The sequence below is a fragment of the Kiloniella sp. genome (genome assembly GCF_048270245.1).
GTDB lineage: Bacteria > Pseudomonadota > Alphaproteobacteria > Kiloniellales > Kiloniellaceae > Kiloniella.
Window position 1 is genome coordinate 925,025 of record NZ_JBLWTH010000001.1, and the last position, 25,082, is coordinate 950,106.

Annotated in this window: 20 protein-coding genes; 15 read left to right on the top strand and 5 right to left on the bottom strand. The window is 46.7% G+C overall.

Translation table 11 applies throughout. From position 1 onward, the window contains the following. Positions 1–107 precede the first annotated feature (107 nt). The 5 genes from ybgF (at position 108) to glmM (ending at position 7,140) form a co-directional block, all read left to right on the top strand. Positions 108–1,148, top strand: coding sequence for a tol-pal system protein YbgF (ybgF, locus tag ACN0W5_RS04405; RefSeq protein ID WP_417452989.1), 1,041 nt, complete (start codon positions 108–110; stop codon positions 1,146–1,148). A gap of 21 nt (positions 1,149–1,169) precedes the next feature. Beyond that, positions 1,170–2,543: a tRNA lysidine(34) synthetase TilS gene (gene tilS, locus ACN0W5_RS04410; RefSeq protein WP_417452990.1), complete on the top strand. Its 1,374-nt coding sequence runs from the start codon at positions 1,170–1,172 to the stop codon at positions 2,541–2,543. An 89-nt stretch (positions 2,544–2,632) separates the two neighbouring features. Continuing rightward, the gene (gene ftsH / locus ACN0W5_RS04415; protein ID WP_417452991.1) at positions 2,633–4,573 is read left to right on the top strand and encodes an ATP-dependent zinc metalloprotease FtsH; all 1,941 of its coding nucleotides are present in this window, start codon (positions 2,633–2,635) and stop codon (positions 4,571–4,573) included. 88 nt (positions 4,574–4,661) lie between these two features. Further along, complete coding sequence (gene folP, locus ACN0W5_RS04420) at positions 4,662–5,735, top strand: dihydropteroate synthase (RefSeq protein WP_417452992.1); 1,074 nt, start codon at positions 4,662–4,664, stop codon at positions 5,733–5,735. A 49-nt stretch (positions 5,736–5,784) separates the two neighbouring features. Beyond that, a complete protein-coding gene (gene glmM, locus ACN0W5_RS04425) occupies positions 5,785–7,140 on the top strand; it encodes a phosphoglucosamine mutase (RefSeq protein ID WP_417452993.1) in 1,356 nt (451 codons plus the stop codon). Between the two features lie 78 nt (positions 7,141–7,218). On the opposite strand, the gene ACN0W5_RS04430 is transcribed toward glmM, so the two are convergent. Further along, the gene (locus ACN0W5_RS04430) at positions 7,219–8,565 is read right to left on the bottom strand and encodes a PLP-dependent aminotransferase family protein (protein WP_299379029.1); all 1,347 of its coding nucleotides are present in this window, start codon (positions 8,563–8,565) and stop codon (positions 7,219–7,221) included. A 204-nt stretch (positions 8,566–8,769) separates the two neighbouring features. Between ACN0W5_RS04430 and ACN0W5_RS04435 the strand changes: the two genes are divergently transcribed. Genes ACN0W5_RS04435 through ACN0W5_RS04445 form a run of 3 tightly spaced genes read left to right on the top strand, consistent with a single transcriptional unit; the run spans position 8,770 to position 11,440 of the window. Continuing rightward, complete coding sequence (locus ACN0W5_RS04435) at positions 8,770–10,146, top strand: pyridoxal phosphate-dependent decarboxylase family protein (RefSeq protein ID WP_417452994.1); 1,377 nt, start codon at positions 8,770–8,772, stop codon at positions 10,144–10,146. A 19-nt stretch (positions 10,147–10,165) separates the two neighbouring features. Continuing rightward, positions 10,166–10,948, top strand: a complete 783-nt coding sequence (locus ACN0W5_RS04440) for a PhzF family phenazine biosynthesis protein (protein ID WP_417452995.1) — start codon at positions 10,166–10,168, stop codon at positions 10,946–10,948. 33 nt (positions 10,949–10,981) lie between these two features. After that, a complete protein-coding gene (locus ACN0W5_RS04445; RefSeq protein ID WP_299379023.1) occupies positions 10,982–11,440 on the top strand; it encodes a GNAT family N-acetyltransferase in 459 nt (152 codons plus the stop codon). Here the strand turns inward: ACN0W5_RS04445 and ACN0W5_RS04450 are convergent. Then, complete coding sequence (locus tag ACN0W5_RS04450) at positions 11,437–13,215, bottom strand: SLC13 family permease (protein ID WP_417452996.1); 1,779 nt, start codon at positions 13,213–13,215, stop codon at positions 11,437–11,439. The two genes, ACN0W5_RS04445 and ACN0W5_RS04450, sit on opposite strands and share 4 nt — an antisense overlap. Before the next feature lie 262 nt (positions 13,216–13,477). On the opposite strand from ACN0W5_RS04450, the gene ACN0W5_RS04455 reads away from it, so the two are divergent. From ACN0W5_RS04455 to ACN0W5_RS04480, 6 genes are all read left to right on the top strand, one after another. Continuing rightward, the gene (locus tag ACN0W5_RS04455; RefSeq protein ID WP_417452997.1) at positions 13,478–14,638 is read left to right on the top strand and encodes a phosphoserine transaminase; all 1,161 of its coding nucleotides are present in this window, start codon (positions 13,478–13,480) and stop codon (positions 14,636–14,638) included. Positions 14,639–14,650: 12 nt separating this feature from the next. Next, complete coding sequence (gene serA, locus ACN0W5_RS04460) at positions 14,651–16,228, top strand: phosphoglycerate dehydrogenase (protein WP_417452998.1); 1,578 nt, start codon at positions 14,651–14,653, stop codon at positions 16,226–16,228. Between the two features lie 302 nt (positions 16,229–16,530). Beyond that, on the top strand, positions 16,531–17,688 hold the full coding sequence (locus tag ACN0W5_RS04465; RefSeq protein ID WP_417452999.1) for an ATP phosphoribosyltransferase regulatory subunit: 1,158 nt from the start codon (positions 16,531–16,533) through the stop codon (positions 17,686–17,688). Position 17,689: 1 nt separating this feature from the next. Then, on the top strand, positions 17,690–18,991 hold the full coding sequence (locus ACN0W5_RS04470) for an adenylosuccinate synthase (RefSeq protein WP_299379012.1): 1,302 nt from the start codon (positions 17,690–17,692) through the stop codon (positions 18,989–18,991). A gap of 200 nt (positions 18,992–19,191) precedes the next feature. Then, positions 19,192–21,219, top strand: coding sequence for a hypothetical protein (locus ACN0W5_RS04475; RefSeq protein ID WP_417453000.1), 2,028 nt, complete (start codon positions 19,192–19,194; stop codon positions 21,217–21,219). A gap of 8 nt (positions 21,220–21,227) precedes the next feature. Continuing rightward, positions 21,228–21,698, top strand: a complete 471-nt coding sequence (locus ACN0W5_RS04480) for a hypothetical protein (RefSeq protein WP_417453001.1) — start codon at positions 21,228–21,230, stop codon at positions 21,696–21,698. On the opposite strand, the gene ACN0W5_RS04485 is transcribed toward ACN0W5_RS04480, so the two are convergent. The 3 genes from ACN0W5_RS04485 to ACN0W5_RS04495 all read right to left on the bottom strand — a co-directional run bounded on the left by ACN0W5_RS04485 (position 21,691) and on the right by ACN0W5_RS04495 (position 24,570). After that, positions 21,691–22,395 carry a hypothetical protein gene (locus ACN0W5_RS04485; protein ID WP_299379007.1) on the bottom strand — a complete coding sequence of 235 codons (705 nt, stop codon included), beginning with the start codon at positions 22,393–22,395 and terminating at the stop codon, positions 21,691–21,693. The two genes, ACN0W5_RS04480 and ACN0W5_RS04485, sit on opposite strands and share 8 nt — an antisense overlap. A gap of 172 nt (positions 22,396–22,567) precedes the next feature. After that, entirely contained in the window at positions 22,568–23,452 is an 885-nt protein-coding gene (gene rpoH, locus ACN0W5_RS04490) for an RNA polymerase sigma factor RpoH (RefSeq protein ID WP_299379005.1), read from the bottom strand. Positions 23,453–23,583: 131 nt separating this feature from the next. Then, on the bottom strand, positions 23,584–24,570 hold the full coding sequence (locus ACN0W5_RS04495; protein WP_417453002.1) for an RluA family pseudouridine synthase: 987 nt from the start codon (positions 24,568–24,570) through the stop codon (positions 23,584–23,586). Between the two features lie 100 nt (positions 24,571–24,670). Here ACN0W5_RS04495 and ACN0W5_RS04500 point away from each other — a divergent pair, with 100 nt between their 5' ends. Beyond that, complete coding sequence (locus ACN0W5_RS04500; RefSeq protein ID WP_417453003.1) at positions 24,671–25,036, top strand: hypothetical protein; 366 nt, start codon at positions 24,671–24,673, stop codon at positions 25,034–25,036. Positions 25,037–25,082: the final 46 nt, after the last annotated feature.

A 25,082-nucleotide genomic window follows, 5' to 3' on the forward strand; every position in this document is an offset into this window, starting at 1 on the left:
TTGTTAAATTACTGCTTTCATATGTGTGATATTTGGTGTGCCATATTCTCACCAATATAAGGCTATATATAATCAGGACCTACTATCGTTTAAGGGTGCAAGAAAAAATGTCATTGATGGCTGTTAGTTTGAAAACGTTTCGTTTAGGCGCGGGTGCTGCGTTCGTTGTTATGGCAATGCAAACGAGTGCTTGGGCGCAAAATTCACAAGTACAGGGGTTGGTTAATAAAATTGATCGCCTTCAACGTGAACTGGTGACACTACAACAACACGTTTATCAGGGTAAAACGCCATCTGCCGAAGAGCTTGCTGCTGTAGGTTCGGATAGTGGCGGTGCTAATGCGGGACGATTAGAGCTTCGTCTTTCCCAAGTTGAAAACCAAATGAGAAGTCTGACCGGGCAATTTGAGGAAGTAAATTTCCGTCTGGATCAGCTTGGTAAAAGGCTAGATAAGCTTGTCGCTGATACGGATTTACGATTGCAGAACTTGGAAAATGGCCGACAAGTGGGGGCTGTGCAACAAGGAACATCTCTTGCTGCAAACAACACAGCTTCGCAGGCCCAGCAAACGACGGGACAGCCATCAGCATCCGGGCAACCTGGTGTGTTGGGAACAATCCCAGCAGAAGATTTGAATAATTTTAATACTCAACAACAGGCAGCAACGGCACCAAATACAGCAGTAGATAGTGCGTCACCACAAAGCTTGATCCAAGGCGGATTACGCTCTGACGAAGTGGCGAGCTATACGCTCCCCGGCGATACACCAAAAGAACAGTATGACTATTCCTTTGGTCTGCTTCGTCAAGCCCGCTATGATGAGGCTGAACAGGCTTTCTCTAAGTTTGTTGAAAATCATCCAGAAGATTCTCTTGCCGGCAACGCGACCTATTGGTTAGGTGAAACTTATTATGTCCGCGGTGATTACCAACAAGCCGCCATTACCTTTGCAGATTCTTTCCAGCGCTATCCCAATTCTTCTAAAGCACCAGATAATCTTTTGAAGCTTGGTCTTTCGCTTTCTTCGCTTGGTAATACATCAGATGCTTGTGGTACGTTTGGGGAACTTTTGAACCGTTATCCCAATGCAAGTGCGATTGTTAAACAACGTGCAGGTCAGGAATCTCAACGCTTGAACTGCCCTTAACTTCAATGCAAAGAGTTTCCAGTGGGTGATCTTCCGACGGAAAAGGTGCTGCAATCAAGGCCCGATTCCAAATCACTGCCAATTAGCGAGGAAGAGTTTGCACAGCTGATGTCTGTGATTGCTCTTCCTCGAAATCCTTTTCGGATCGGGGTTGCTGTATCTGGTGGTGCGGACAGTATGGCACTTTGTCTATTGCTCAGGTATTGGGTGAAAGCTAAAGGTGGTGAACTTCTTGCGGTGACTGTCGATCACCGTCTGCGCCCCGAATCTGGCATTGAAGCAGACTGGGTACATGCACGCCTTTCGGCTGAAGGAATTGAACATGATATTCTTACACGTTCTCTTGGGGTGGATAGTGAAGAAAAGGGGAGCTCGCAGGTTCGTGCGCGCAAAGCACGCCATGCTTTGATTGCCAAATGGGGGCGAGAGAAAGAGATTTTTTTTCTGGCCTTGGGGCATCATTTAGATGACCAGGTTGAAACGTTCCTTATGCGCCTTGTCAGACAAAGTAAATCTGATGGCTTGGCTGGTATCTCTATGCAACGACAAGACGGCGCAATGACGCTTATCCGTCCTTTACTTGGTTTTCCAAAACAGCGTTTGGTTGAAACCTTAAGGCATCATGGCTGGGGGTGGATTGAAGAGCCTAGTAACCAGCGGGCAGATTATTTAAGGAACCGGATTAGACAGCAGCTTCCTTTGTTAGAGCAGCAAGGAATAAGGAAAAGCAGCTTAGAGCGTATTACCCATAGTCTGGGGCGAATTCGTCGATCACTGCAAAAAAGGACCGATGCCTTTATTGATCAAAGAGTACGTCTGAATCCAATCGGATACGCTGAAATTGATTTTCGCGAATCGGAGGAAATTCAAACGGAAATATTCCAAAGAGCTCTACAACGCACTCTTTTGACCGTTGGGGGAGGAGATTATTCTCCTAAAACTATAAAGCTTGATCGTTTGGTTCAATCTTTGATGAGTGCAGATTCGGTTAAGCTGACGCTTGCTGGCTGTGAAATTATCAAAAAAGATGATGTTATCTTTATTGTTCGAGAGAATAGGTTGGTGTCAAAGTTGTTGTTAACCCCTGGACAGGAATGTCTTTGGGACAACAGGTTCTTTGTACAGGTTAATGACGAAATGAAAAATGATAACCTAATGTTACAGACATTGGGGGAAAGAGGGTGGCAGGACCTGTGCGCGTTACATCCAACAGTAAAAAATGTCGGTGTTTCCCGTTTTGTCCGATATAGCCTGCCAGCTGTTTATAATGGGGATAAAATCATAACCGTTCCCCATTTAGAGTACCTGAATCCGGACTGGATCGATGAAATTCAGATGAAAATGCGATTCGAACCAAAAAATATGCTGATTCAGTTGCCCTTTACGGTTGCTTAGGAGCGTAAGCGCATTATCTTCTAGGAAGAAGTGATTCATTTCGCTGGACCTGTTTGGGTGCAGCACAGATTTTTTGGAAGGTCGTTACCTTGAATTTCAGCCGTAATGCAGCCCTATGGATTGTAGTGGCCCTGCTTTTGTTTGCCCTGTTCAATTTGTTTCAGGGGCCGTCGTCTCAGAGCGGGCAACAACAGGTAGCTTATTCTGAGTTCCTAACCCAGGTCGAATCTGGGCAAGTTACCTCTGTTACTATTCAGGGGCGTGAAATCAAAGGTGTTTCCAGTGATGGACGTCAGTTCTCTAGCTATGCGCCTGATGATCCCAAGCTTGTTGAAACGCTGCGTGATGCTGGCGTGATCGTAAAAGCAATACCAAAGGAAGAGGGATCTACACTGATACAGATTCTGATTTCATGGTTCCCTATGATCCTGTTGATTGGTGTGTGGATTTTCCTTTTCCGCCAAATGCAGGGAAATAGCGGTAAGGCTATGGGCTTTGGTAAATCCAAGGCTAAGCTGCTGACGGAAAAGCAAGGGCGCGTCACCTTTGATGATGTAGCAGGGATTGATGAAGCCAAAGAAGAACTTCAGGAGATTGTTGAATTCCTGAAAGATCCTCAAAAATTCCAGCGGTTGGGCGGAAAAATTCCAAAAGGTTGTTTGCTTGTTGGCCCTCCGGGTACAGGTAAGACGTTGTTGGCGCGGGCGATTGCCGGTGAAGCAAATGTGCCTTTCTTTACTATTTCCGGTTCTGACTTTGTCGAAATGTTTGTTGGTGTTGGTGCTAGCCGTGTCCGCGATATGTTTGAACAGGGTAAAAAGAATGCGCCGTGTATTCTGTTTATTGACGAGATTGACGCTGTCGGTCGTCACCGTGGCGCTGGTATGGGCGGCGGTAATGATGAACGCGAACAGACACTCAACCAGCTTCTCGTCGAGATGGATGGTTTCGAATCAAACGAAGGCGTGATCATTATTGCGGCAACGAACCGTCCTGATGTTCTTGATGCTGCACTCTTGCGTCCGGGACGTTTTGATCGCCAGGTTACTGTATCTAATCCTGATATTCTTGGTCGCGAAAAAATTCTCAAGGTTCACCTACGCAAAGTTCCTTTGGCACCGGATGTTGACGCGCGTGTTGTTGCGCGAGGAACACCTGGTTTCTCTGGTGCTGCTTTGGCTAACCTTGTTAACGAAGCTGCCTTGCTTGCTGCCCGTTCAGGTAAGCGTGTTGTTACGATGTCTGACTTTGAAGATGCAAAAGACAAAGTGATGATGGGTGCTGAGCGTCGTTCGATGGTCATGACGGATGAAGAGCGAGAAATGACAGCCTATCATGAAGCCGGACATGCTCTTGTCGGTATTCATGTTAAGGGCAATGATCCTCTTCATAAGGTGACAATTATTCCGCGTGGTCAGTCACTGGGTGTGACCATGAACCTGCCAGAGCGAGATCGCCTTGGCTATAAGGTAATGGAAATGAAGGCGCGCCTTGCGATGATGTTTGGTGGTCGTGAAGCTGAACAACTTATCTATGGCGCAGATAATGTTACGACGGGTGCTGGAAATGATATTCAGCAAGCGACAAACATGGCCCGTTCCATGGTGATGGTTTACGGCATGAGCGAAAAGCTGGGTCGCCTGCGTTATGTATCGCGTCAGGATGATCCGTTTAGCTATGGCGGCGGCGGTGATAATGGCCTGAGTGTTTCCAGTGAAACCCAGAAGATGATTGATGACGAAGTGCGTAGCATTATTGAGACGGCTGAAAAGCAAGCTCGTGATGTTTTGACAAAACATCGTGATCAACTTGAACTTATCACCAAAGCACTTTTGGAATATGAATCTCTATCTGGTGAAGATGTTAAACAGCTTCTGAAAGACGGCAAGATTGATCGTAGTGATGATAGTAATTCTGATCATGGCTCTGATGTACCTCGTACTTCAGTTCCAAAGAGTGGAAAAGTTCATCGCGATGACGAAGAAGATGACAAGGGTGGTGCAACACCAGAACCTCAGCCTGAAAGCTGATCGTTTTTCTGTCATGTTGATTTAATAAAACCAAGGCCTCGCATTCTGTGGGGCCTTGGTGTTTTACACAGATATCCACAGGTATCTCATGTCACATAAACTCTATATTCGCCCGGTTGGAATATCTTCCACCCAAAGCTCTGTTGGCAAGGCATTGCCCTTTATGGGGAATGGCAACAGCTTTGCTGCTGCGGAAGTGACGATAAGGGTTTCTTCCAGAGAAATTCGTGAGCGTCATGTTCTGCCCACTTCGGAGATTTTGCCGTGGTTAACGGATAATAACCATACGGACCTAACTTCTACGGCATCTGATCTCTTGGCGACTTTGGGGAAACCAAGGTCTTCTTTTGCGGGGCTGGATATGTCTAGGCCCCATGTTATGGCTGTCATTAACGTCACGCCCGACTCCTTTTCTGATGGCGGGGATCGTTATTCTACTGGTACAGCCGTTGGTGATGGTTTGCGGATGATTGACAAGGGCGCGACAATTCTTGATATCGGTGGGGAATCAACGCGACCAGGTGCTGATCCCGTTTCGTTGGACGAAGAGTTGAGGCGGGTTATTCCTGTTGTCGAAAAGCTCGCCGAAGCAGGAGCCTTGGTTTCAATCGATACCAGACATGCAAAGGTGATGACAGAGGCCGTGCAGGCTGGTGCCGCTATTATCAATGATGTCACGGCGTTGGAAGGTGATGCGGAAAGTCTGGAAGCTGCTGCCAACGCAAAAGTACCTGTTATTTTGATGCATATGCAGGGAACCCCTGAAACGATGCAGGCAAATCCGCTCTATCAGGATGTTGCTCTGGATATTTATGATTATTTGCAATCGCGTGTTCAGGCGTGTTTGGAAGCTGGTATTCCAAAAGATATGATTGCAGTTGATCCAGGTATTGGCTTTGGGAAAACTGTGGATCATAATCTTAGATTATTGGATACTTTATCTCTTTTGCATGGCATCGGATGCCCGATCTTGCTTGGGGTGAGCCGTAAGAGTTTCATAGGTAAGTTGTCACAAGGCGAAGAACCAAAAGATCGTGTGGCAGGATCACTTGCCTGTGCCTTAGCGGGGTTGGATCGTGGTGTTCAAATGTACCGGGTTCATGATGTGGCAGAGACAAGTCAGGCCTTTGCAATCGGACAGGCTATAAGACAGGCTGTGTAAAAAGAGTATTTAAAAATATTAGTGTTGGTGTTGGAGTTATAAAAAAGAGATGAGCCGTAAATACTTTGGAACAGATGGTATTCGTGGAAAAGCGAATGAAGAGCCTGTAACAGCTGAAATTGCACTGGCTGTTGCCAAAGCTGCTGGGGCACATTTCCAACGCGGTAATCATCGCCATACAGTCGTGATCGGTAAAGATACACGTTTGTCCGGCTATCTTCTGGAGCCAGCATTAACCGCAGGTTTTGTTTCCGTTGGTATGGATGTTGTTCTTCTGGGACCTGTACCAACACCTGCTGTTGGGATGCTGACCCGCTCTATGCGGGCGGATATGGGGGTCATGATTTCGGCATCCCATAACCCCTTTGAAGACAACGGGATCAAGCTATTCGGCCCAGATGGTTTTAAACTATCCGATGATGTCGAAGCTAAAATTGAAGCGCGTCTACAGGACAACAAGTCAATTCCCCTCGCGTCGAGTACTAAGCTGGGGCGTGCACGGCGTCTGGACGATGCATCGGGGCGATATATTGAGTTTGTTAAAAATACCTTTCCAAAGGATTTGCGTCTGGATGGAATGAAAGTTGTTATCGACTGCGCCAATGGAGCAGCATACAAGGTTGCGCCAACTGTTCTTTATGAACTGGGTGCTGACGTTATCCCCGTGGCGGTGACGCCTGATGGCTTTAATATCAATCGGGATTGCGGTGCGACGGCGACTACTTTGATGCAGGAAGCAGTTGTCGCGCACGGTGCGGATATTGGCATTGCCCTTGATGGAGACGCCGATCGTTTGATTCTGGCTGATGAGCACGGGCAAATTGTCGATGGCGATCAGGTGATGGCAATCATTGCCAAGACCCTCCACGCGCGTGAGCTTCTCAAGGGGGGCGGCGTTGTTGCAACGGTTATGTCCAACATGGGGCTGGAAACATATCTGAATGACCTTGGGTTAGAGCTTATTCGTACTCCCGTCGGAGATCGCTATGTGGTTCAGACCATGCGTGAGCAGGGGTACAATCTTGGGGGTGAGCAATCCGGTCATATGGTGATCAGCGATCACACAACGACCGGTGATGGCTTAATTGCAGCACTACAGGTTTTGGCTGCGGTTATCAGGGCTGATCGTCCAGCAAGTGAAGTTGTTCGCGGGTTTACCCCGTTACCGCAGTTACTGAAGAATGTTCGCATTACGAGCGGTGTGCCGCTGGATGATGTGTTAGGTATGGGCAAGGTACAAGATGCCATAAAAGCCGGGCAAGCTCAGCTTAATGGCAAGGGGCGTGTCCTTATTCGTAAGTCCGGAACCGAGCCTCTTATCCGGGTTATGGCTGAAGGCGAAGATTCTGATCTTGTGACTACTGTTGTGTCCGAGATTTCAGATACAATCTCTAACGTAACGTAATTGGGTTTCCAAACGTGTTTGTTAGGTTTTGAATATATCACCTAAAATGTTTTAGACAGGTGGCCGTACGCCACTTGTTTAAAAGACAGACGTGCCGACGTCGGGACCTTTTTTTAATATCCCGGCCAATATGTCTAATCCTCTGATCAACTTTTCTTCTGAACCGGGTTGGCCCAGACAGATCCTGACGGCATGTGGCGGGGCTTTTCGCCCAACGATAAAGGCTTCAGAGGCAGAGATGGTTACACCAGCTCTGTTGGCTGCATGGGTAAACTGGCTGGATCTCCAAGGTGCGGGTAGGTGAAGCCAGACATAGATACCCAATGTTTCGCTTTCCATCTCGTAGTCGGCAAAGATCTCTCTGGCAATTTCAACACGGCGTCGTGCGCTCTTTTTTCTACCTTCCAGAATTTTATCTGCAGACCCACTCATGATCCATCTTGTTGCAATTTCAGCGGTAACAGGGGAAGCCATCCAACAAGTAGCACGAACTGCTGCGACTAGACTGGAAATACTGTGTTGCGGACCTGTCAGAAAACCAACACGCAAGCCAGGGGCGATCGTTTTCGCCAGGGAGCTGATGTAATAACAACGCTCTGGAGCTAGGTTTGTAATAGGGGGTAAAGCGTTTTCAGCAACAAGACCAAAAACATCATCTTCGATGATTGAAACTCTGTAACGCCGTGCAATGTCGGCTATGGCTTGCCGACGTTCCATGGGGAGCAAGCGTGTTGTTGGATTTTGAAAATTAGGCACGCAGTATAAGAACTTTACGTCACCTGCTTTACAGGCTTCCTCAAAGGCTTTTGGTAAAATACCGTGTTCATCCATTTCAAGACCATCAAGACGCAGTCCAAGCATCCTGCATACCGATTGTATGCCGGGATAGGTCATTTCTTCACATAAGACGCGATCACCCGGGCGCGCTAGTGCTGCCATAGCGACGGCTATGGCGTGGTGAGCACCTGCGGTGAGAATTACGTTATCCGGCTCAACCGTGAGGCCGTTCATATCAAACCATTTAGCGCCAGCTTCACGATGGTGAGCCAGCCCGGAATGGGGTTGATAGCTAAGCAGAGTTGAAATTTCCGGGTCGGTAGAGATGCTTTGCAGCGTTGATGACATTTCCTTTTCTTCAACGTCTCCTGGGGGCGGATAAGCAAAATCCATCTGGATTAAATTGTGATCTTTAAATCTCGATTGATTAAGCATGTGACGTTCAGCGGCGGATGGTCCGTGAACAAAAGTGCCACGTCCAACTTCACCAAATGTAAGTCCCCGACGTTCAGCTTCGGCATAGGCGCGACTGACCGTTCCAACAGTGACACCAAGATGCCAGGAAAGATCACGGTGCGTCGGAAGACGATCACCCTGTTGCAGGAAGCCGTTTCGAATATCTTCGGAAAGGGCGTCAGCAATTGCCATATAGCGAGGACCTGCCCCGAATTTTACTTTTGGAAGCCAATTTGTCATGGTGACAATGTAATGATTGACCCCCTAATTAGGCAAGATATAACTGAGACAATATGTAGTTTTTATGCAATTGTTCGCTCTGCTTTAAATAATTTATTTATTTTCAATTTCTTAAGGTGCGGTTGATCGGGTGATGTACAGGGGAAGGGGAAGACAATGTCTCGTGAATTGTTACGTAATGCTTATGAAAGAGGTGAAAGATATCTTTCTGAGGTTGATAGCCAAAGAGTCTTTCCGTCTGATCATGATCTTAAGGCGCTTAGCCAGTTTGAGGAGCCATTTCCTGAGAAGGGGCATGATCCCAATGATATCTTAAAACAATTGGATGAGGTGGGGTCCCCTGCGACTGTCGCATCTGCCGGGAGCAGGTATTTCGGTTTTGTCGTCGGGGGTAGTTTACCTGTCACGGTTGGTGCCAACTGGATGGCAACTGCTTGGGATCAGGTTGCGTCTTCTCAGGTGACATCGCCTGTGGCCGACAAAATTGAAAAAGTAACAACGCAATGGCTTTTGGATATCTTGGATTTACCAGAGCAATCCGCGGTTGGTTTTGTGACCGGGGCGACAATGGCAACTTTCACCGCTTTGGCGGCTGCGCGGCATAAGATTTTGAAAAAACACGGATGGAACGTTGAAGAAGATGGTCTTTTTGGGGCACCTGAAATCAAGGTTGTTGTGAGTGATGAAGTCCATGTCACGGTACTTAAAGCGTTGTCTATGCTGGGCTTGGGAAAGAAGAGGGTTATTAAAGTCGCAACCGATGCTAACGGGGCTATTGATATCAGCAAGTTACCGGTACTGGACGACCAAACAATCGTTTGTACGCAAGCAGGGAATGTGAACAGCGGTGCCTTTGATCCTATTGATGAGATTTGTAATCGTGCCCATGCGGTCGATGCCTGGGTACATGTGGATGGTGCCTTTGGTCTTTGGGCGAGGTCTTCGGTATCTCGAGCGCATTTAACCAAAGGTATCGAAAAGGCTGATTCCTGGGCTGCTGATGGGCATAAATGGTTAAACACGCCCTATGACGGAGGTCTTATCATTTGCCGGGATGATGATGCCCTTCATGGTGCAATGTCAGTTTCTGCTGCTTATCTGAAGGAACGGGATGGGGCATCGCAAAGTTATATTCCGGAGTTTTCCAAACGTGCCCGGGGTATTGATATATGGGCAGCGCTCAAATTTCTGGGGCGCGAAGGGCTTGATGACCTGATTTCCGGTTGTTGTGATTTAGCTCAGTATTTTGCAAAAGGTCTGGAAGCTTTGGGATTAAACATTTTGAACGATGTTGTTCTCAATCAAATCGTGATCTCCTGGGATAGCGTAGAGAAAACAGAAGCCCTAATTGAAACGGTTCAACAAGATGGCACGTGCTGGTTTGGCCCCACGGTCTGGAAAGGTCACAATGCGTTTAGGCTTTCAGTATCATCATGGAAGATAACACGCCAAGATATTAATCAGTCTTTGAAGGCGATTGAAGATGCCATGAAAAAGATTGAGGCAGAGAATAAGATCGAGCCAGCAAGATAGGAAAGAGAAGGTCTGAATAATGATGGAAATTCCACTGTACCAAGTAGACGCATTTACGGGGCAGCTTTTTAGTGGGAATCCGGCGGCTGTTTGTCCCCTGACCGAATGGTTACCGGATGATCTGTTGTTTAAAATCGCAGCAGAGAACAATCTGTCTGAAACGGCCTTCTTTGTTCCGACACAACAGGGGTATCATTTGCGCTGGTTTACGCCGACAACCGAGGTTGATCTTTGTGGCCATGCTACTTTGGCGACAGCACATGTGATTGCCACTGAACAGGATCAAGCAACCAAAGAAATTTCATTTGAATCCAAAAGCGGTGTGCTGAAGGTTGCCTGTCGCGATGGGCAATACACGCTTGATTTTCCGTCTCGCAGCCCGTCACCTTTCGATGGCATTTCGATGGTTGAAGAGGCGATTGGTGTGCGCCCGCAAGCAACCTATATATCAAGTAAGCTAATGGCTGTACTCGATGACGAAGAAAGTGTTCTTGCCGTTGAGCCAAACTTTGACAAAGTTGCCGAACTGCCTGGGGATGGTTTGATCATTACATCAACCAGCCGTAATTATGATTACGTTGCCAGATACTTTGGCCCGCATTGTGGTATTCCGGAAGATCCTGTAACTGGCTCAGCGCATGTTGTTTGTGCTCCTTATTGGAAAGGCGTGCTTGGTAAGTCGACAATGATTGCCAAGCAGGTTTCTAAGCGAGGTGGTGTCCTTGAGATAGAGGATTGTGGAGATCGAATTCTTTTAACGGGAACGGCAATACTTTATCTCAAGGGGGTAATCTATCTATAGTGTATCCGGTTGGTTCAAAAAGAGATCATAGGCATGAATATCGAAATAGTAACATCACCTGAGGATTTTTCTTCTGTTGTGCGGCTTTTCAAGAACTATGAGAAGTGGGCGCAAGCATGTCCTTGTTTCGAAGGATTTGAGAAAGAACTGGATGAAATCGATAAACGTTATTCGCTGCCTAATGGTCGGTTATGGATTGTAAAATCTATTGAGGGTGAAGCTGTCGGTGTTGTTGGTGTAAAGTTCAAAGAGGCGGCTTGTTATGAGCTGAAGCGCCTTTGGATTGAACCGTCCGGGCGGGGTCACAATACAGGACAGGCCCTTATCAATAGAGTTTTGGATTTTGCCGCGGAACAAAAGGCACGCTCAATTTTACTTGAAACTGTCCGGGGGCAAATGGATCACGCGATCAAGCTCTACAAAAACTCAGGCTTTCTACAGACTGAATTTGATGAAATCACTAATGTTATGAAAATGTCCTATACCTTTTAGAGCGGCCATATCCAGAGGATAAGAGGCACAGACACCACAAGGATAATGATATCTAGTGGAAGTCCCATGCGCCAGTAGTCGCCAAATTTATATCCACCCGGTCCCATAACAAGCAAATTGGATTGATGCCCGATGGGGGTTAAGTAGGTCGATGAGCTTCCGATTGCGATTGCGATCAGGAAAGTGTCAACATTCACACCCAAACCATTCGCAATAGAAATACCAATAGGGGCCATCAGTACCGCTGTCGCAGCATTATTCATGACATCAGATAAAATCATGGTTATGAAAATCAATAATCCCATGATGGCCCAGACAGGAATATGTGCGCTCAATGATACAAGCGGTGAGGCAATCATGGCGGTGCCTCCCGATGTTTCCAAGGCTAGCCCGACAGGGATCATTGCTGCCAAGAGCACGATAATTGACCAGTCCACAGATTCGTACAGTTCTTTGAGGTTGAGTTCACCCAACAAAACCATAGTGCCAACAGCACCGAGAAAAGAAATTTGGGGGGGCAAAATACCAAAGACGACCAGCAGAATTGCAATTGCGAATAGAAGAGGTGCAACGATTGATCCCCGTTTTGGGATTAAGGAAAGCTCTCTTTCTGCAAGAGGCAAAAGCCCCAGAGACGCGAAAGTTTCAGGCATTTCTTCTCTGATACCTTGAATGAGAAGAACATCACCAGGCATAAAGCGAACACGTCCAATTCGTTCGTTGACGGGCTGCCCTTGTCGGGCAACGCCAAGAGTATTAATGCCATGGTGGGTATGTAATTGCATGTTATGTGCTGTCCGACCTTCTAGTCTAGAGCCTGGTGTGACCACGGCCTCTAATACGCCAACGCGATCTGATTGAAGGTCTTGAGAACTGTCATCCGCAGAGCCAACAAGTTCTAGGTTAGCTTCGTCGACAACCCGTTGGAGAGTATCCGTATCGGATTCGAGCGTTAGAATGTCCCCGGCCTTAAGGCGCATATAGCCAGAAGGTGCGAGCATACGATCTTCGCGTCGAACCAAGGCTACGACAGCGACGTTACCCTGAGCCAGTGTTTCCAAATCAACAAGACGGTGTCCCACATAAGGTGAATTCTCCGGAATTCGGACTTCGGCTATATAGTCTTCAATCTGGAAAAGGCTTTCATTCTCGCTGTTGTTTACAGCTCTTTTGGGCAGCAGGCGCCAACCCACGACAGAGATAAAAAGAATGCCTGTTAAGGCGACACCAAGCCCAACGGGTAAAAAATCGAACATGGCAAAGCCTTGCCCGGTTTCTGCCTGCCGAAAACTTGAGATGATGATGTTTGGTGGCGTACCGATCAATGTCGTGAGGCCGCCAAGTAATGAACCAAAGCTGAGGGGCATCAGGACTTCACTTGTGGGCCTTTTACTGTTGTAAGCACTGCCGATTGCTATTGGTAACATGAGGGCGAGTGCGCCGACGTTGTTCATGAATGCGGAGCAAATGGCAACAACGGTGGTCAGTGCCAGTATGTGAAGTGTGGGATGTCCCGCAGCAGGCTCTAGAAAACGAGTTGCCAACTCGACGATACCCGAATTACGCAATGCCTGTGAGATGATCAAAACGGCGGCAACCGTAATTACCGCAGGATGCCCGAATCCTTCAAAGGCTGTATCCGCAGGGACAACACCAAGGATCACAGATCCAATAAGTGCCATCATTGCAACAACATCGTACCTTATTCGGCCCCATATAAATAAAATTAATGCGAGACCTATAATGGCAAAAACGATAAATTGATCGGTATTCATTCCCACCCTGCTTTGGCCACCTAACTTTGCGAAGTTAATTACTAAGTATATAGAAAATATTCTGGAATAGCACTGACTACAATGCTGTGCTTATGCAAAAATTTCATTTCTGTGAAAATCAGGCAAATAAAAGGAAGCATTTTGCGGTGCAATATGTTTATGATGCGTCCGCGACCTGAAAAAGTCGGTTTGCGACCCTAGCTTATAGGGTGGTTTGTTTCGTGTAGTTAAAAAAAACTGCCATACTGGAGTAAAATGTCCAATGAAAGAAAAACCTAGTGAACGTCCCTTAAATCCAAGATTTTCATCCGGGCCTTGTTCCAAGCGTCCTGGTTGGTCTTTGGATTCACTAGGCTCTTGCTGGCATGGAAGATCTCATCGCGCAAAAGGCGGAAAAGCCAAGCTCGCGGAAGTGATCGAAAAGTCACGCAAAATCCTTGGTATCCCCGAAGATTATCGTGTCGGAATTGTCCCAGCTTCCGATACTGGTGCCGTAGAAATGGCACTGTGGTCTCTTCTCGGACCACGGGGAGTAGATATGCTGTCATGGGAAAGTTTTGGCAAAGGTTGGGTTACAGACGTAATCAAACAACTGAAACTCAATGATGTACGTACTTTTGAAGCCGATTACGGGAAATTACCTGATCTATTACAAGTTTCTTGGGATCGTGATGTGGTCTTTACCTGGAACGGTACGACCTCTGGTGTTCGTGTGCCTAATGGAGAGTGGATCAGTTCTGATCGTGCGGGACTTTCTATTTGCGATGCAACATCAGCTGCTTTTGCGATGCCTTTACCCTGGGATAAGCTGGATGTCACAACGTGGTCGTGGCAAAAAGTTCTGGGGGGAGAAGGTGCTCACGGCATGATCGCGCTCAGTCCGCGTGCTGTTGAACGGCTTGAGAACCACGAGCCATCTTGGCCGATGCCTAAGATTTTCCGTTTAACAAAAGGTGGAAAATTAAACGAATCGATCTTCACTGGAGCCACTATTAATACGCCTTCGATGTTATGCGTCGAAGATGCACTGGATTCTCTTGGTTGGGCTGAAAGTGTGGGTGGCCTAGAAGGTCTGGTTGGTCGTTGCGATGCAAATTTTGCAGTCATTTCGGATTGGGTTTCCAAAAGTGATTGGGCTGCCTTTCTTGCTGAAGACACATCGACAAACTCAACAACATCCGTTTGCTTGAAGGTAACGGCTGACTGGTTCACAGCCCTTTCTGATGATGCGCAGGCCAAAGCGGCCAAAAGACTTGCAGCATTGTTGGAAGAAGAAAATGCCGCGCTTGATATCGGTGCTTATCGTGATGCACCGGCGGGCTTGCGCATTTGGGGTGGTGCCACAGTTGAAACCTCAGACATCGAGCTTTTGTTGCCCTGGTTGGATTGGGCAATAGAGCAAGTACGTACAGAATTCGAATAGAGTGTTGGAAAAATGGTTAAAGTACTCATAAGTGATAAGTTAAGCCCGAAAGCCGCAGATATCTTTCGCGATCGTGGCGTTGAAGTTGATACTAAAGTTGGTCTTTCCGAAGAAGAATTGATTGCCATAATTGGTGACTATGATGGTCTGGCTATCCGGTCCGCTACAAAAGTAACGCCAAAGGTTTTGGAAGCTGCGAATAATTTGAAAGTTGTTGGACGTGCGGGTATTGGTGTTGATAACGTCAATATCGACGCCGCTTCTGCCAAAGGTGTTGTTGTTATGAACACACCTCATGGTAACTCCATTACCACGGCTGAACATGCAATTGCGATGATGTTTGCTGCTGCCCGACAAATTCCGGAAGCAAACGAATCAACACAAGCTGGTAAATGGGAAAAATCCCGTTTTATGGGATCTGAGTTAACAGCCAAAACTCTGGGCGTAATTGGTTGTGGAAATATCGGTTCTATTGTTGTTGACCGTGCACAGGGATTGAAGATGAAAGTGATTTCTTTTGATCCTTTTCTCTCACCTGAACGCGCCAAGGACCTCGGCGTTGAAAAAGTTGAGCTGGACGAGCTTTTGGCGCGTGCCGATTTTATCACGCTTCATGTTCCTCTGACGGATCAAACCAAGGGAATTATTGATGCCAAGGCGCTGGCGAAAACCAAAAAAGGTGTCCGCATTATTAACTGCGCCCGTGGTGGTCTGGTTGTTGAAGCTGACCTTAAAGATGCCTTGGAAAGCGGCCATGTTGCCGGTGCAGCGAGTGATGTGTTCGAGGTTGAGCCAGCAAAGGACTCTGTTCTTTTTGGAGCACCGAACTTTGTTGCGACACCACATTTGGGGGCGTCAACTGCTGAAGCGCAGGAGAATGTTGCCTTGCAGGTTGCTGAGCAACTTTCTGATTATTTGCTGACGGGTGCGGTAACCAATGCGTTGAACATGCCGTCTCTGACTGCGGAAGAGTTTAATAAGCTGGAACCTTATATGGCGTTGTCGCAACAGTTGGGTAGCTTTGCGGGGCAGCTTACACGGACAGGTCTGAAAGCGATCAAGATCGACTATGAAGGCTCCGTTGCTTCCTTTAATTGCCGTCCGTTGACGCAGACAATTGTTGCCAGCCTTTTGGCTCCGATTATGGATTCAGTGAATGTGGTCAGCGCTCCTATTATTGCAAGAGAACGGAATATTGATGTCAGCGAAGCCAAACATGAACGTGATTGCGACTTCCAGACATTAATCCGTCTGACGGTAACAACCGAAAAAGGTGAACGTTCTGTCGCAGGGACGCTCTTTGGTGGCAAACGTCCGCGTCTGGTGAATATTAAAGGTATCGAAATAGAGGCGGAGCTTGGTAAACATATGCTTTATCTGACCAACGAAGATACGCCCGGATATATCGGGGCACTGGGTATGCAGTTGGGCGAAGCAGATGTGAATATTGCGACGTTCCATCTGGGAAGAACAGCACCTGGACAGGATGCGATTGCTCTTGTTGAACTGGATAGTCCTCTGGATGCGGCACAGTTAGACAAGGTCAAACAACTTCCGCAGACCAAGCAGGTTGTGCAACTTAACTTCTAAGCTGAAACGCTATTATAATTAAGCTCTGATTTTGCATAAAGCATAATAAGTAGGCTGTGGGACGTTCCCACAGCCTTCTTTTTGAACTCTTGGGGGGAATTATCAGGATACTGAATTTACGACATATTTTTTGATTATTGACAGAAAAGAGTAACTTTTCAGCCTTGAATCAGGGAATCAGGTTGCTCTTGGAGAGTAAAACCTGTAGTCAATCACCGAAAGAGCCCAAGGTTAGACCTTTTCTCGGTCACGGCAGGTTTTTTCGCATCGTATGAGCTTAAAAACGACCCGGAACGCATACCATGAAAAAGAATGGGAACCAGGCTTTATTGCCAGCTGGCTTGCAGGACTTATTAATGCCTGCCGCCGCGCACGAAGCCGAAGTAGTGCGCCGTCTTATAGATAGTTTTTCATCTGAAGGTTATGACCGCATCAAACCCCCATTGTTGGAGTTTGAAAATGCGTTGCTTTCAGGCGCTGGCGAAACCCTGTCTGACCAAATTTTCCGCCTTATGGACCCGTCAAGCCATCGCATGATGGGGGTACGTGCAGATATCACCCCTCAGGTCGCCCGAATTGCAGCATCACGTCTGCAGAATGCACCGAGACCATTGCGCCTTTGTTATGGCGGCGATGTTCTGCAAGTAACGGGTAGCCAGCTTCGTCCTGAAAGACAGTTTACACAAGTTGGCGGCGAGCTGATCGGTATTACTGACAACACGGCCGATGCTGAAGTTATTTTGGCCGCTGTCACGGCGCTTGAAACTATTGGTGTCAAAGACCTAAGTGTTGATATCAATCTGCCAACGCTCGTTCCCGCTATTGCAAAAGAGTTTGGCTATGAAGCCGAGCAGGCGCTGGAATTACGGATTGCTTTGGATCGTAAGGATGCAGCTGAAGTTGAAAAGATCGCGGGTGAAAACGCGGGTTTCTTCCGACAGCTTTTAAGCGCCGCGGGTTCGGCTCAACACGTTATTGAATCTGCTCGAAAATTAGGTTTTTCTGGTGTGGCTGCAGACGAATTTTCCAAACTTGTTGATGTGGTTGAATTGGTTGCTGAATCTGCCCCAGAGCTAACGGTAACCTTGGATCTGGTTGAACACCGTGGTTTTGAATATCACACAGGAACCAGCTTTATCTTTTTTGCCAAAGGGGTCCGGGGGGAATTGGGACGTGGAGGACGGTATGATTCAGTGAGTGTTGATAATATTACTGAGCCTGCCACTGGTTTTACCCTCTTTATGGATACAGTTTTACGAGCCCTGCCAAAGCCAAAAATAGCACGCCGTATTTTTCTTCCTCATGGAACACGGCGTGATGAAGGTGCCGCATTGCGCGCGCAGGGTTGGATAACAATTTCGGGTCTTGGACCTGTCGAGAATGATCGCGCGGAAGCGCTGCGTTTGTCCTGTAGTCATCTCTTAGAGGATGATCACATACATGAGTTAGGAAATAACTGACATGTCTAATGTTGCTGTTGTCGGCTCCCAATGGGGAGACGAAGGTAAAGGTAAAATTGTTGATTGGCTTTCTGAAAGAGCGGACGTTGTCGTTCGTTTCCAAGGTGGTCACAACGCGGGTCATACACTCGTTATTGATGGCGAAGTTTATAAACTTTCTCTTTTACCTTCTGGTATCGTCCGTAAAGGTAAAATGTCCATCATTGGTAACGGCGTTGTTGTTGACCCCTGGGCTCTTTTGGCTGAGATGGATCGTCTGCGCGAGCAGGGCGTTGAACTTACGCCCGAGAATCTAAAAGTTTCAGAAAATGCAGCTCTTATTTTGCCACTGCATGGTGAAGTCGATCGTGCGCGTGAAGCTGCTGCAAAGGGTGATGCCAAGATTGGTACAACAGGCCGTGGTATCGGCCCAGCTTATGAAGACAAAGTTGGCCGTCGTGCTATTCGTATTTGTGACTTGGCAGATGCCGACTTCCTGAAAGAACGTGTAGATGCACTATTGCTGCACCACAATGCTCTGCTCAGAGGCTTAAACCAGCCTGAAATTGATGGCGCTGGCGTTGTTGAGAAGCTTTTGGAAGTTGCGCCAAAAATTCTTCCCTTTGTTGATGTTGTTTGGCAACGTCTTGAAGAATGCCGCAAAACAGATAAACGCGTTCTTTTCGAAGGTGCCCAAGGCGCTATGTTGGACGTTGATCACGGTACCTATCCATTCGTGACATCATCGAATACGATTTCTGGTCAGGCTTCTGCTGGATCTGGTGTTGGTCCAAGTTCTGTTGGCTATGTTCTGGGTATCACCAAAGCTTATACAACTCGCGTAGGTTCTGGCCCTTTCCCAACAGAATTGTTTGATGATGTCGGGCAACGTCTGGGTGAGCGTGGGCACGAGTTTGGTACTGTAACAGGTCGCCAACGCCGCTGTGGCTGGTTTGATGCTGTTATGGTGCGCCAAGCATGTAAGGTTGGTGGTATTACAGGTATTGCCCTAACCAAACTTGATGTTCTTGATGGTTTTAAAGAGCTTAAGGTCTGTGTTGGTTACCGTATCGATGGTGAAGAGTACGATCACTTGCCATCACTTGCGAGCAAGCAGGCTAAAGTAGAGCCGATCTATGAAACACTCGAAGGTTGGGACGACAGCACATATGGTGCTCGTTCCTGGGCTGATCTTCCTGCGACAGCGATTAAATACATCCGTCGTATCGAAGAGCTTATTGATGTTCCTGTGGCTTTGCTGTCAACAAGTCCGGAACGTGATGATACTATTTTGGTTCAGGATCCTTTTCATCCTAAACCATAAAAATCTAATCTGGACTATATAAAGTCTTTTAATAAAAGCACTTCTCTGACACTGGGGAGTGCTTTTATTTTTTACGCTCTCGTAGGCGTTATATATTTTTTGTTAACTATCTTTTTTACCTTTCTCTGTTATAGCTCTAGAACAGTATTCATCTTTTGTGTTGTGAAGGCCGGGGGGCCTGTTCTCAGGTTGAGGAAGTAATGCCTACTCATATCAAAGAAATTGCCAACGAATTGGCACATTTACAGCAACCTGTAGAATTCGAAGGTAAGTTTCGGCTTCTTCCTGCTGAACGTCTGCCTGAATTACAATCACCGGGAACGCTGGCGATCGCAGCGGCCAGTCTTAAGGGCAATAATTCTCTTTTTGCGTTGATCTGTCAGAAGGAAGCTGCACCCCGGTTTTCTATGATCCGGTTGATGAGCCGTGTTAGCTGCCCGGTGATGATGACACCTGTTGGTTCTGGGACGGTAATCTTCCCCGAAGATAATGTTCGTCGTTTCGTTCTTGTGTATGAACGGCCTTCCGGAACTCGTCTGATCCCAGAAGCGGGCCAGCTTGTTCCGAAAATGGACGAAGAAACAATTATTAATGGGTTTATACATAATTTATTACCCGCCCTGAGAGAGCTTTCTTCCAGAACACTGATGCACCGTGCCATTCGCCCTGAAAATATTTTCGTAGCATCTGATGGCAGGGCAATGTTGGGTGAGTGCCTTTCAACCCCTGCGGCCTACGCACAACCTGTGCTCTACGAGCCAATTGATTCGGGTATGGCGTTACCTTCGGGACGCGGTGAGGGTGGTGTACTTGATGATTTTTACTCATTTGGTGTTCTCTTGGCGGAAGTCGCGATGGGGGGCTCTCTTCTCAAGGGGAAGTCCGACGCAGAAATTATTGAGGCGAAAATAAAGCTTGGGTCTTATGGTGCATTGGTGGGGCAAACCCGCGTACCTCTTAAATTGATGGAGCCTTTACGCGGATTATTGAGTGATGACCCCTATGAGCGTTGGGCTATGCCAGACATTGAAATGTGGGCTAATGGTCGTCATTTAAGCCCTAAACAGGTTCCGTTACCTCCAAAGGCTGTTAGATCAATCTCTTTTGCTGGGAAAGACTATCTAACTGCACCAATGCTTGCCAATGCGATGAGGTTAAATTGGTCAGAGAGTAAGAAGTTGATTTCATCTGATCATCTAGATTCCTGGGTTCGACGTGCGCTGTCCAATGAAGATATGGGGGATTTAATCGTTCTTGCTGAACGGACGTCAAGTGCCTTGGCATCAACAGGAAGCGGGGATGACAGGGCCGTTTCAGCTTCTATCATGGCATTAGATCCAGCGGCACCGATTATATACAAAGATGTTGCCGTTCGTGTCGACGCCATCGCGCAAGCGATTGCATTGGAATTTTTTGAGCCGGGTAAGGTAGAGCAGTTTCTTGATGTTATCAGGATGAAGCTATCCCAAGCTTGGGTGACCTCACAAACCAGAACCAAGCCTGAATTTATTGCCATCATTAAACAGATTGAGCACTTGGCCCAAAATGTAAAAAGCATGGTTCCGGGATATGGGATGGAGCGGGCGGTCTATGCCGGTAACGAGGGCTGGCCTTGTATGTCTCCTTTGGTTGGGGACCATTATGTTGATGATATTAAAAATCTATTACCAGCGTTAGAGAATATGGTTGCTTCTGGTCGAATAGAGGGGGCACCAGTTGACCGGCATATACTTGCCTTTGCCATGAACAATATGCGTGGAAATTTTGATGCTCTGTTAAAGCGGTTTGAAGATCCTTTTGACAGGGATGTTTATAATGGGGCTTCGTTAAGAATTTTGGCAGATATGCAAAAACAGTTCGGGCCACCCAATTTACCCGCGTTATCGGCTCATATGGCGAACTTATTGATAGATTCAGTGGAGAATTTTCATAATACGGCTTTTCGCAAACAGCTTCGTGAAGCGGTTGAAAATGCGACGACCGAAGGAAAATTAACAATATTACAGTCAATTTTGGATAATTCTCAAATCAAGGATCAGGATCAAACAGGTTTTGATCAAGCGCAGATGATTTTTTCTAACCTAGAAGCCCAAGCAACTTGGCTTGAGCAGGGTGGCCTTGTTTCAAATGAAAATGTCCAACTTGTAAGTGAGAAGACCTCGGCGGTAATTTCCGGCTTATGTTCCAGCTTGGCATTGGTTGGTATGACAATCGCCTGGGTTTTTTAGAGGATAAAATGAGTCGCGTACTTCTTCTTCTCGTTTTGCTTGTGCTTGCTGCGGTATTAATGCCGTCTGCAATTTTGCTTGCGGTATTAATGGTGCCGAGTTTGGTCGTTTATGTAATTGACCGCAACCCGCATCGCTATTTTACAGTTACGATAGGTTTGCCAAATTTTTGCGGGGTTCTTCCTCCATTAATGGAACTTTGGGAGCGGGGACAATCCTTTGATGGTGCTTTCAGCGCAATTTCTGATCCCTGGAACATGATGATTGCATATGGTGCAGCGGGCTTAGGATGGATTCTTTATCTGGGAACACCGATTTTTGTTTCCAGCTATTTAAGCATCTCAACCGATGGCAAGATTAAAGCCATTCGCCGCTATCAGGATGATCTTGTCGAGGCGTGGGGAGACGGCGTTAAGCAATCGGTGAGTGCTACTACGCCTGAGCAAGATACTGAACCTCAAGAGCAAGAAGTCAGTTGAGTCTTTTCACTCTCTTTAAAATCATGATTAAATAATAAAGAACAAAAAGGGCGAAAAAGAGTTCCTGGACTTCACTTGCCCTTTGAAAAAAACGAAAAGGCACATCCAAAGCGGCAAATAGCCGTTCTGTCATGCGTGTGGTTTCAGCAATAATCGCAGTGGGTAGTAAAACCAGTGTTGGCACAATAATAGCGTAGGGATGGTTTCTCAGGCTTGGCTTGCGCAGAAAAATAAAGGGGAGAATAATACCACCTAAAATGATGCCAATTTCCAGAATTGTGCGTGGTTTTTGATCCAGCCAAGAGCTGGTGTTATGGAAATTGGTTTCTCCTTGGTCATTAATTTTTGACCATTCGTCAGATGTATCCCATTGGAACCAGTGCTGCCCCCAACTCGCTTCTTCCCCGGACATATAAAAGCTGCCCAACGCAGCAAGTAAAATCCAAAACCAGAGGAAAGAAAACGTCGGCACCTTTGGGTGAAAAATGATACGCAAAGCCAATAGAAAAGATATGGCTGGAATAATTGCATGAGAGGTTTCCAGTATTCCTGTCCGTTCGTTACCGATCCAGTCACTATAGACCTGACCTGGTAGAACAAGTCCTGTCACCAACAGAATTAATACCAGAATGATAGGTAGCCATAACCACATCCATTTGGGAAGGTTGTCTTCGAATGTCTTTTCAGAAGAGGTCATGACGAGCCTTGTTTTTCTTTTCATAAATTGATTTTGGAAATTAGCTTTTCAAAACGTTATTTTCCAGCAAATTTTTATTAGGAGACTGCGGTGTTTGGGAAAGACTGTCTTACTGGACAATAAAAAAGCCAGCTAGACGTATCCAACTGGCTTTTTTGTGTTTTATGTTGACCTATGAAATGGCTAACTTTTGTTCGATGGCAGCATTCTTGATCGCTTTTTGCAATTTTTCGAACGCACGGACCTCGATTTGTCTGACGCGTTCACGACTGATGTCATAAACATGAGAAAGATCTTCTAGTGTCGTAGGGTTGTCTTTTAAACGACGTTCTTGAAGGATATGTCTTTCCCGCTCATTCAGTGTTTGCAATGCATCTTCAAGTAAAGCCCGACGTTTTGTGAGCTCTTCAGACTCTGCAAATTGAACTTCTTGGCTTTCTGTTTCATCAACCAACCAGTCTTGCCACTCTCCGTCACCATCAATGCGTAAGGGAGCATTCAAAGAGTTATCCGGACCGGCAAGGCGGCGGTTCATCTGAACCACATCGTTCTCTGAAACTTTGAGGGTGTCGGCGATATGAGTTACCTGTTCAGGTGACAGATCACCTTCATCAATAGCTGACATTTGCCCCTTAAGTTTGCGCAAGTTAAAAAACAGCTTCTTCTGCGCAGCGGTTGTCCCCATTTTGACGAGAGACCAAGAGTGAAGGATGTATTCTTGGATTGATGCTCTGATCCACCACATTGCATACGTGGCGAGACGGAAACCTTTTTCCGGGTCAAAGCGTTTTACGGCCTGCATCATGCCGACGTTGCCTTCGGAAATTAGTTCCGAAACGGGTAGTCCGTATCCGCGATAGCCCATTGCAATTTTTGCAACGAGACGCAAATGGCTGGTCACAAGTGTGTGTGCGGCATCTGTATCGTCATGTTCACGCCAGCGTTTGGCGAGCATGTATTCCTGATTCTGCTCTAGCATAGGAAACTTACGGATATCCTGAAGATATCTCGATAGGTTTCCCTCTGGTGTCAGGGCTGGGATTTTTGATGATACCATTTTACGTTCCCCTTTTCGTAGCTAGTTATGATGCGATGCTCACAACGGCAATTCTCTGCATGATGCTAGATATGGTGTGTCATGCCGCGGTGCACAAGAGGTAACTTAATTCTAAATGCGATTTTTAATTATTATAAACTAATAATCAAATCTTTCAAATCTCTTGATAGTTCACTGGAAAAAGAAAGGTTTTCTTTTGTTATGGGGTGAACAAATCCAAGTGTTTTGGCGTGTAACGCCTGTCGATTGAAAGTTTTCATTAGCACCTGTGCTTCTTCGGGAAGGTTTTTGTGCCTGCTTTGGCTTTGACTGCCGTATAGGGGGTCGCCGAGAAGCGGGTGGCCTATGTGGGTCATGTGGACGCGAATTTGATGGGTGCGCCCTGTTTCCAAGCGACACTCTATTATACTTGCCGCGCCATTAGAAAGTACGTCCAAGGTTTTATAGTGGGTTACAGCCGTTTTTCCGCCCCTCTGTACAACCGCCATCTTCTTTCTGTTCTTTGGGCTACGGCCAATATTTCCTTGAATTTGACCCGCAGCGGGCTTGGGAAATCCCCATACAATTGCATTATAGCTACGTTCTATATCGTGTGTGGCAAAAAGCTGTACCAGACCCTGATGGCATTCGTCCGTTTTAGCGACAACCATTAAGCCGCTGGTGTCCTTGTCAATACGGTGCACAATGCCGGGGCGACGTACGCCCCCAATGCCTTTGAAATCATCTCCGCAATGATAGAGCAGGGCGTTGACCAACGTGCCATCGCTGTTTCCTGGGGCGGGATGAACAACCATACCTGATGGTTTATTTACAATAAGAAGGTAAGGATCTTCATATATAATATCGAGCGGGATATCTTGTGCTATCGGTTCTGGATCAGCTGCTAAGGGAACGGTCAGTGTTAATTTTTGACCCGGCTTTAAACGGTAATTCGGTGTTTCAATTATGGCTTCGTCAATGGCGAGGCAGTTTTCAGAAATAAGCGCTTGCAACCGGCTTCTGGACAGATCAGGAAGGTGGTTCACGAGAAAGCGGTCGAGGCGTTGTTTTTTTTCTGCATCTGAAACGATCAAATTGTAGATCTGTGGATGATCAGTGTTATTGCCGTTATCTGGCATGTTTTCCTCGTATTGGCTTCTCTTTACAGACTGCTCTGGCTTGCCGAACAGGCTTTGCTCGCTTATTACATGACTTCCTTTTACTCGTGGGTTGATTAAGATGAAAGCTATTAAGATAGCCGTTGCGATAATGACTATTCTTCTGGTTGTTGGTTTTGCCGTTGTTATTTATACAATTTCGACAAGGCTAAGCGATGGAACTCTATCAAAAGAAACCAATGAAGCTGAAATAGTTTCTGAAGCGCAGGTTATCGGCAAGGACTTGAAAGTTTCGGGGCAGAGCTTTGGTTCTATCGAGGTGAAAATTCCCGCAGGGTGCCGCTTGGCTGATGCGCAATTACGAGGGAATACGGTTCTTTTCCGTTTTGATGGCGAACTAACACGCGATTGTCAGCGTGTGGATATTTATGACAGTAGCAATGGCACCAAAATAGGTGGCTGGCAGATTGATATTTCAGGCAACTGATATCCTCAATAAGATAGCTAAATGTATTTTAAAAAGTTGATTAAAG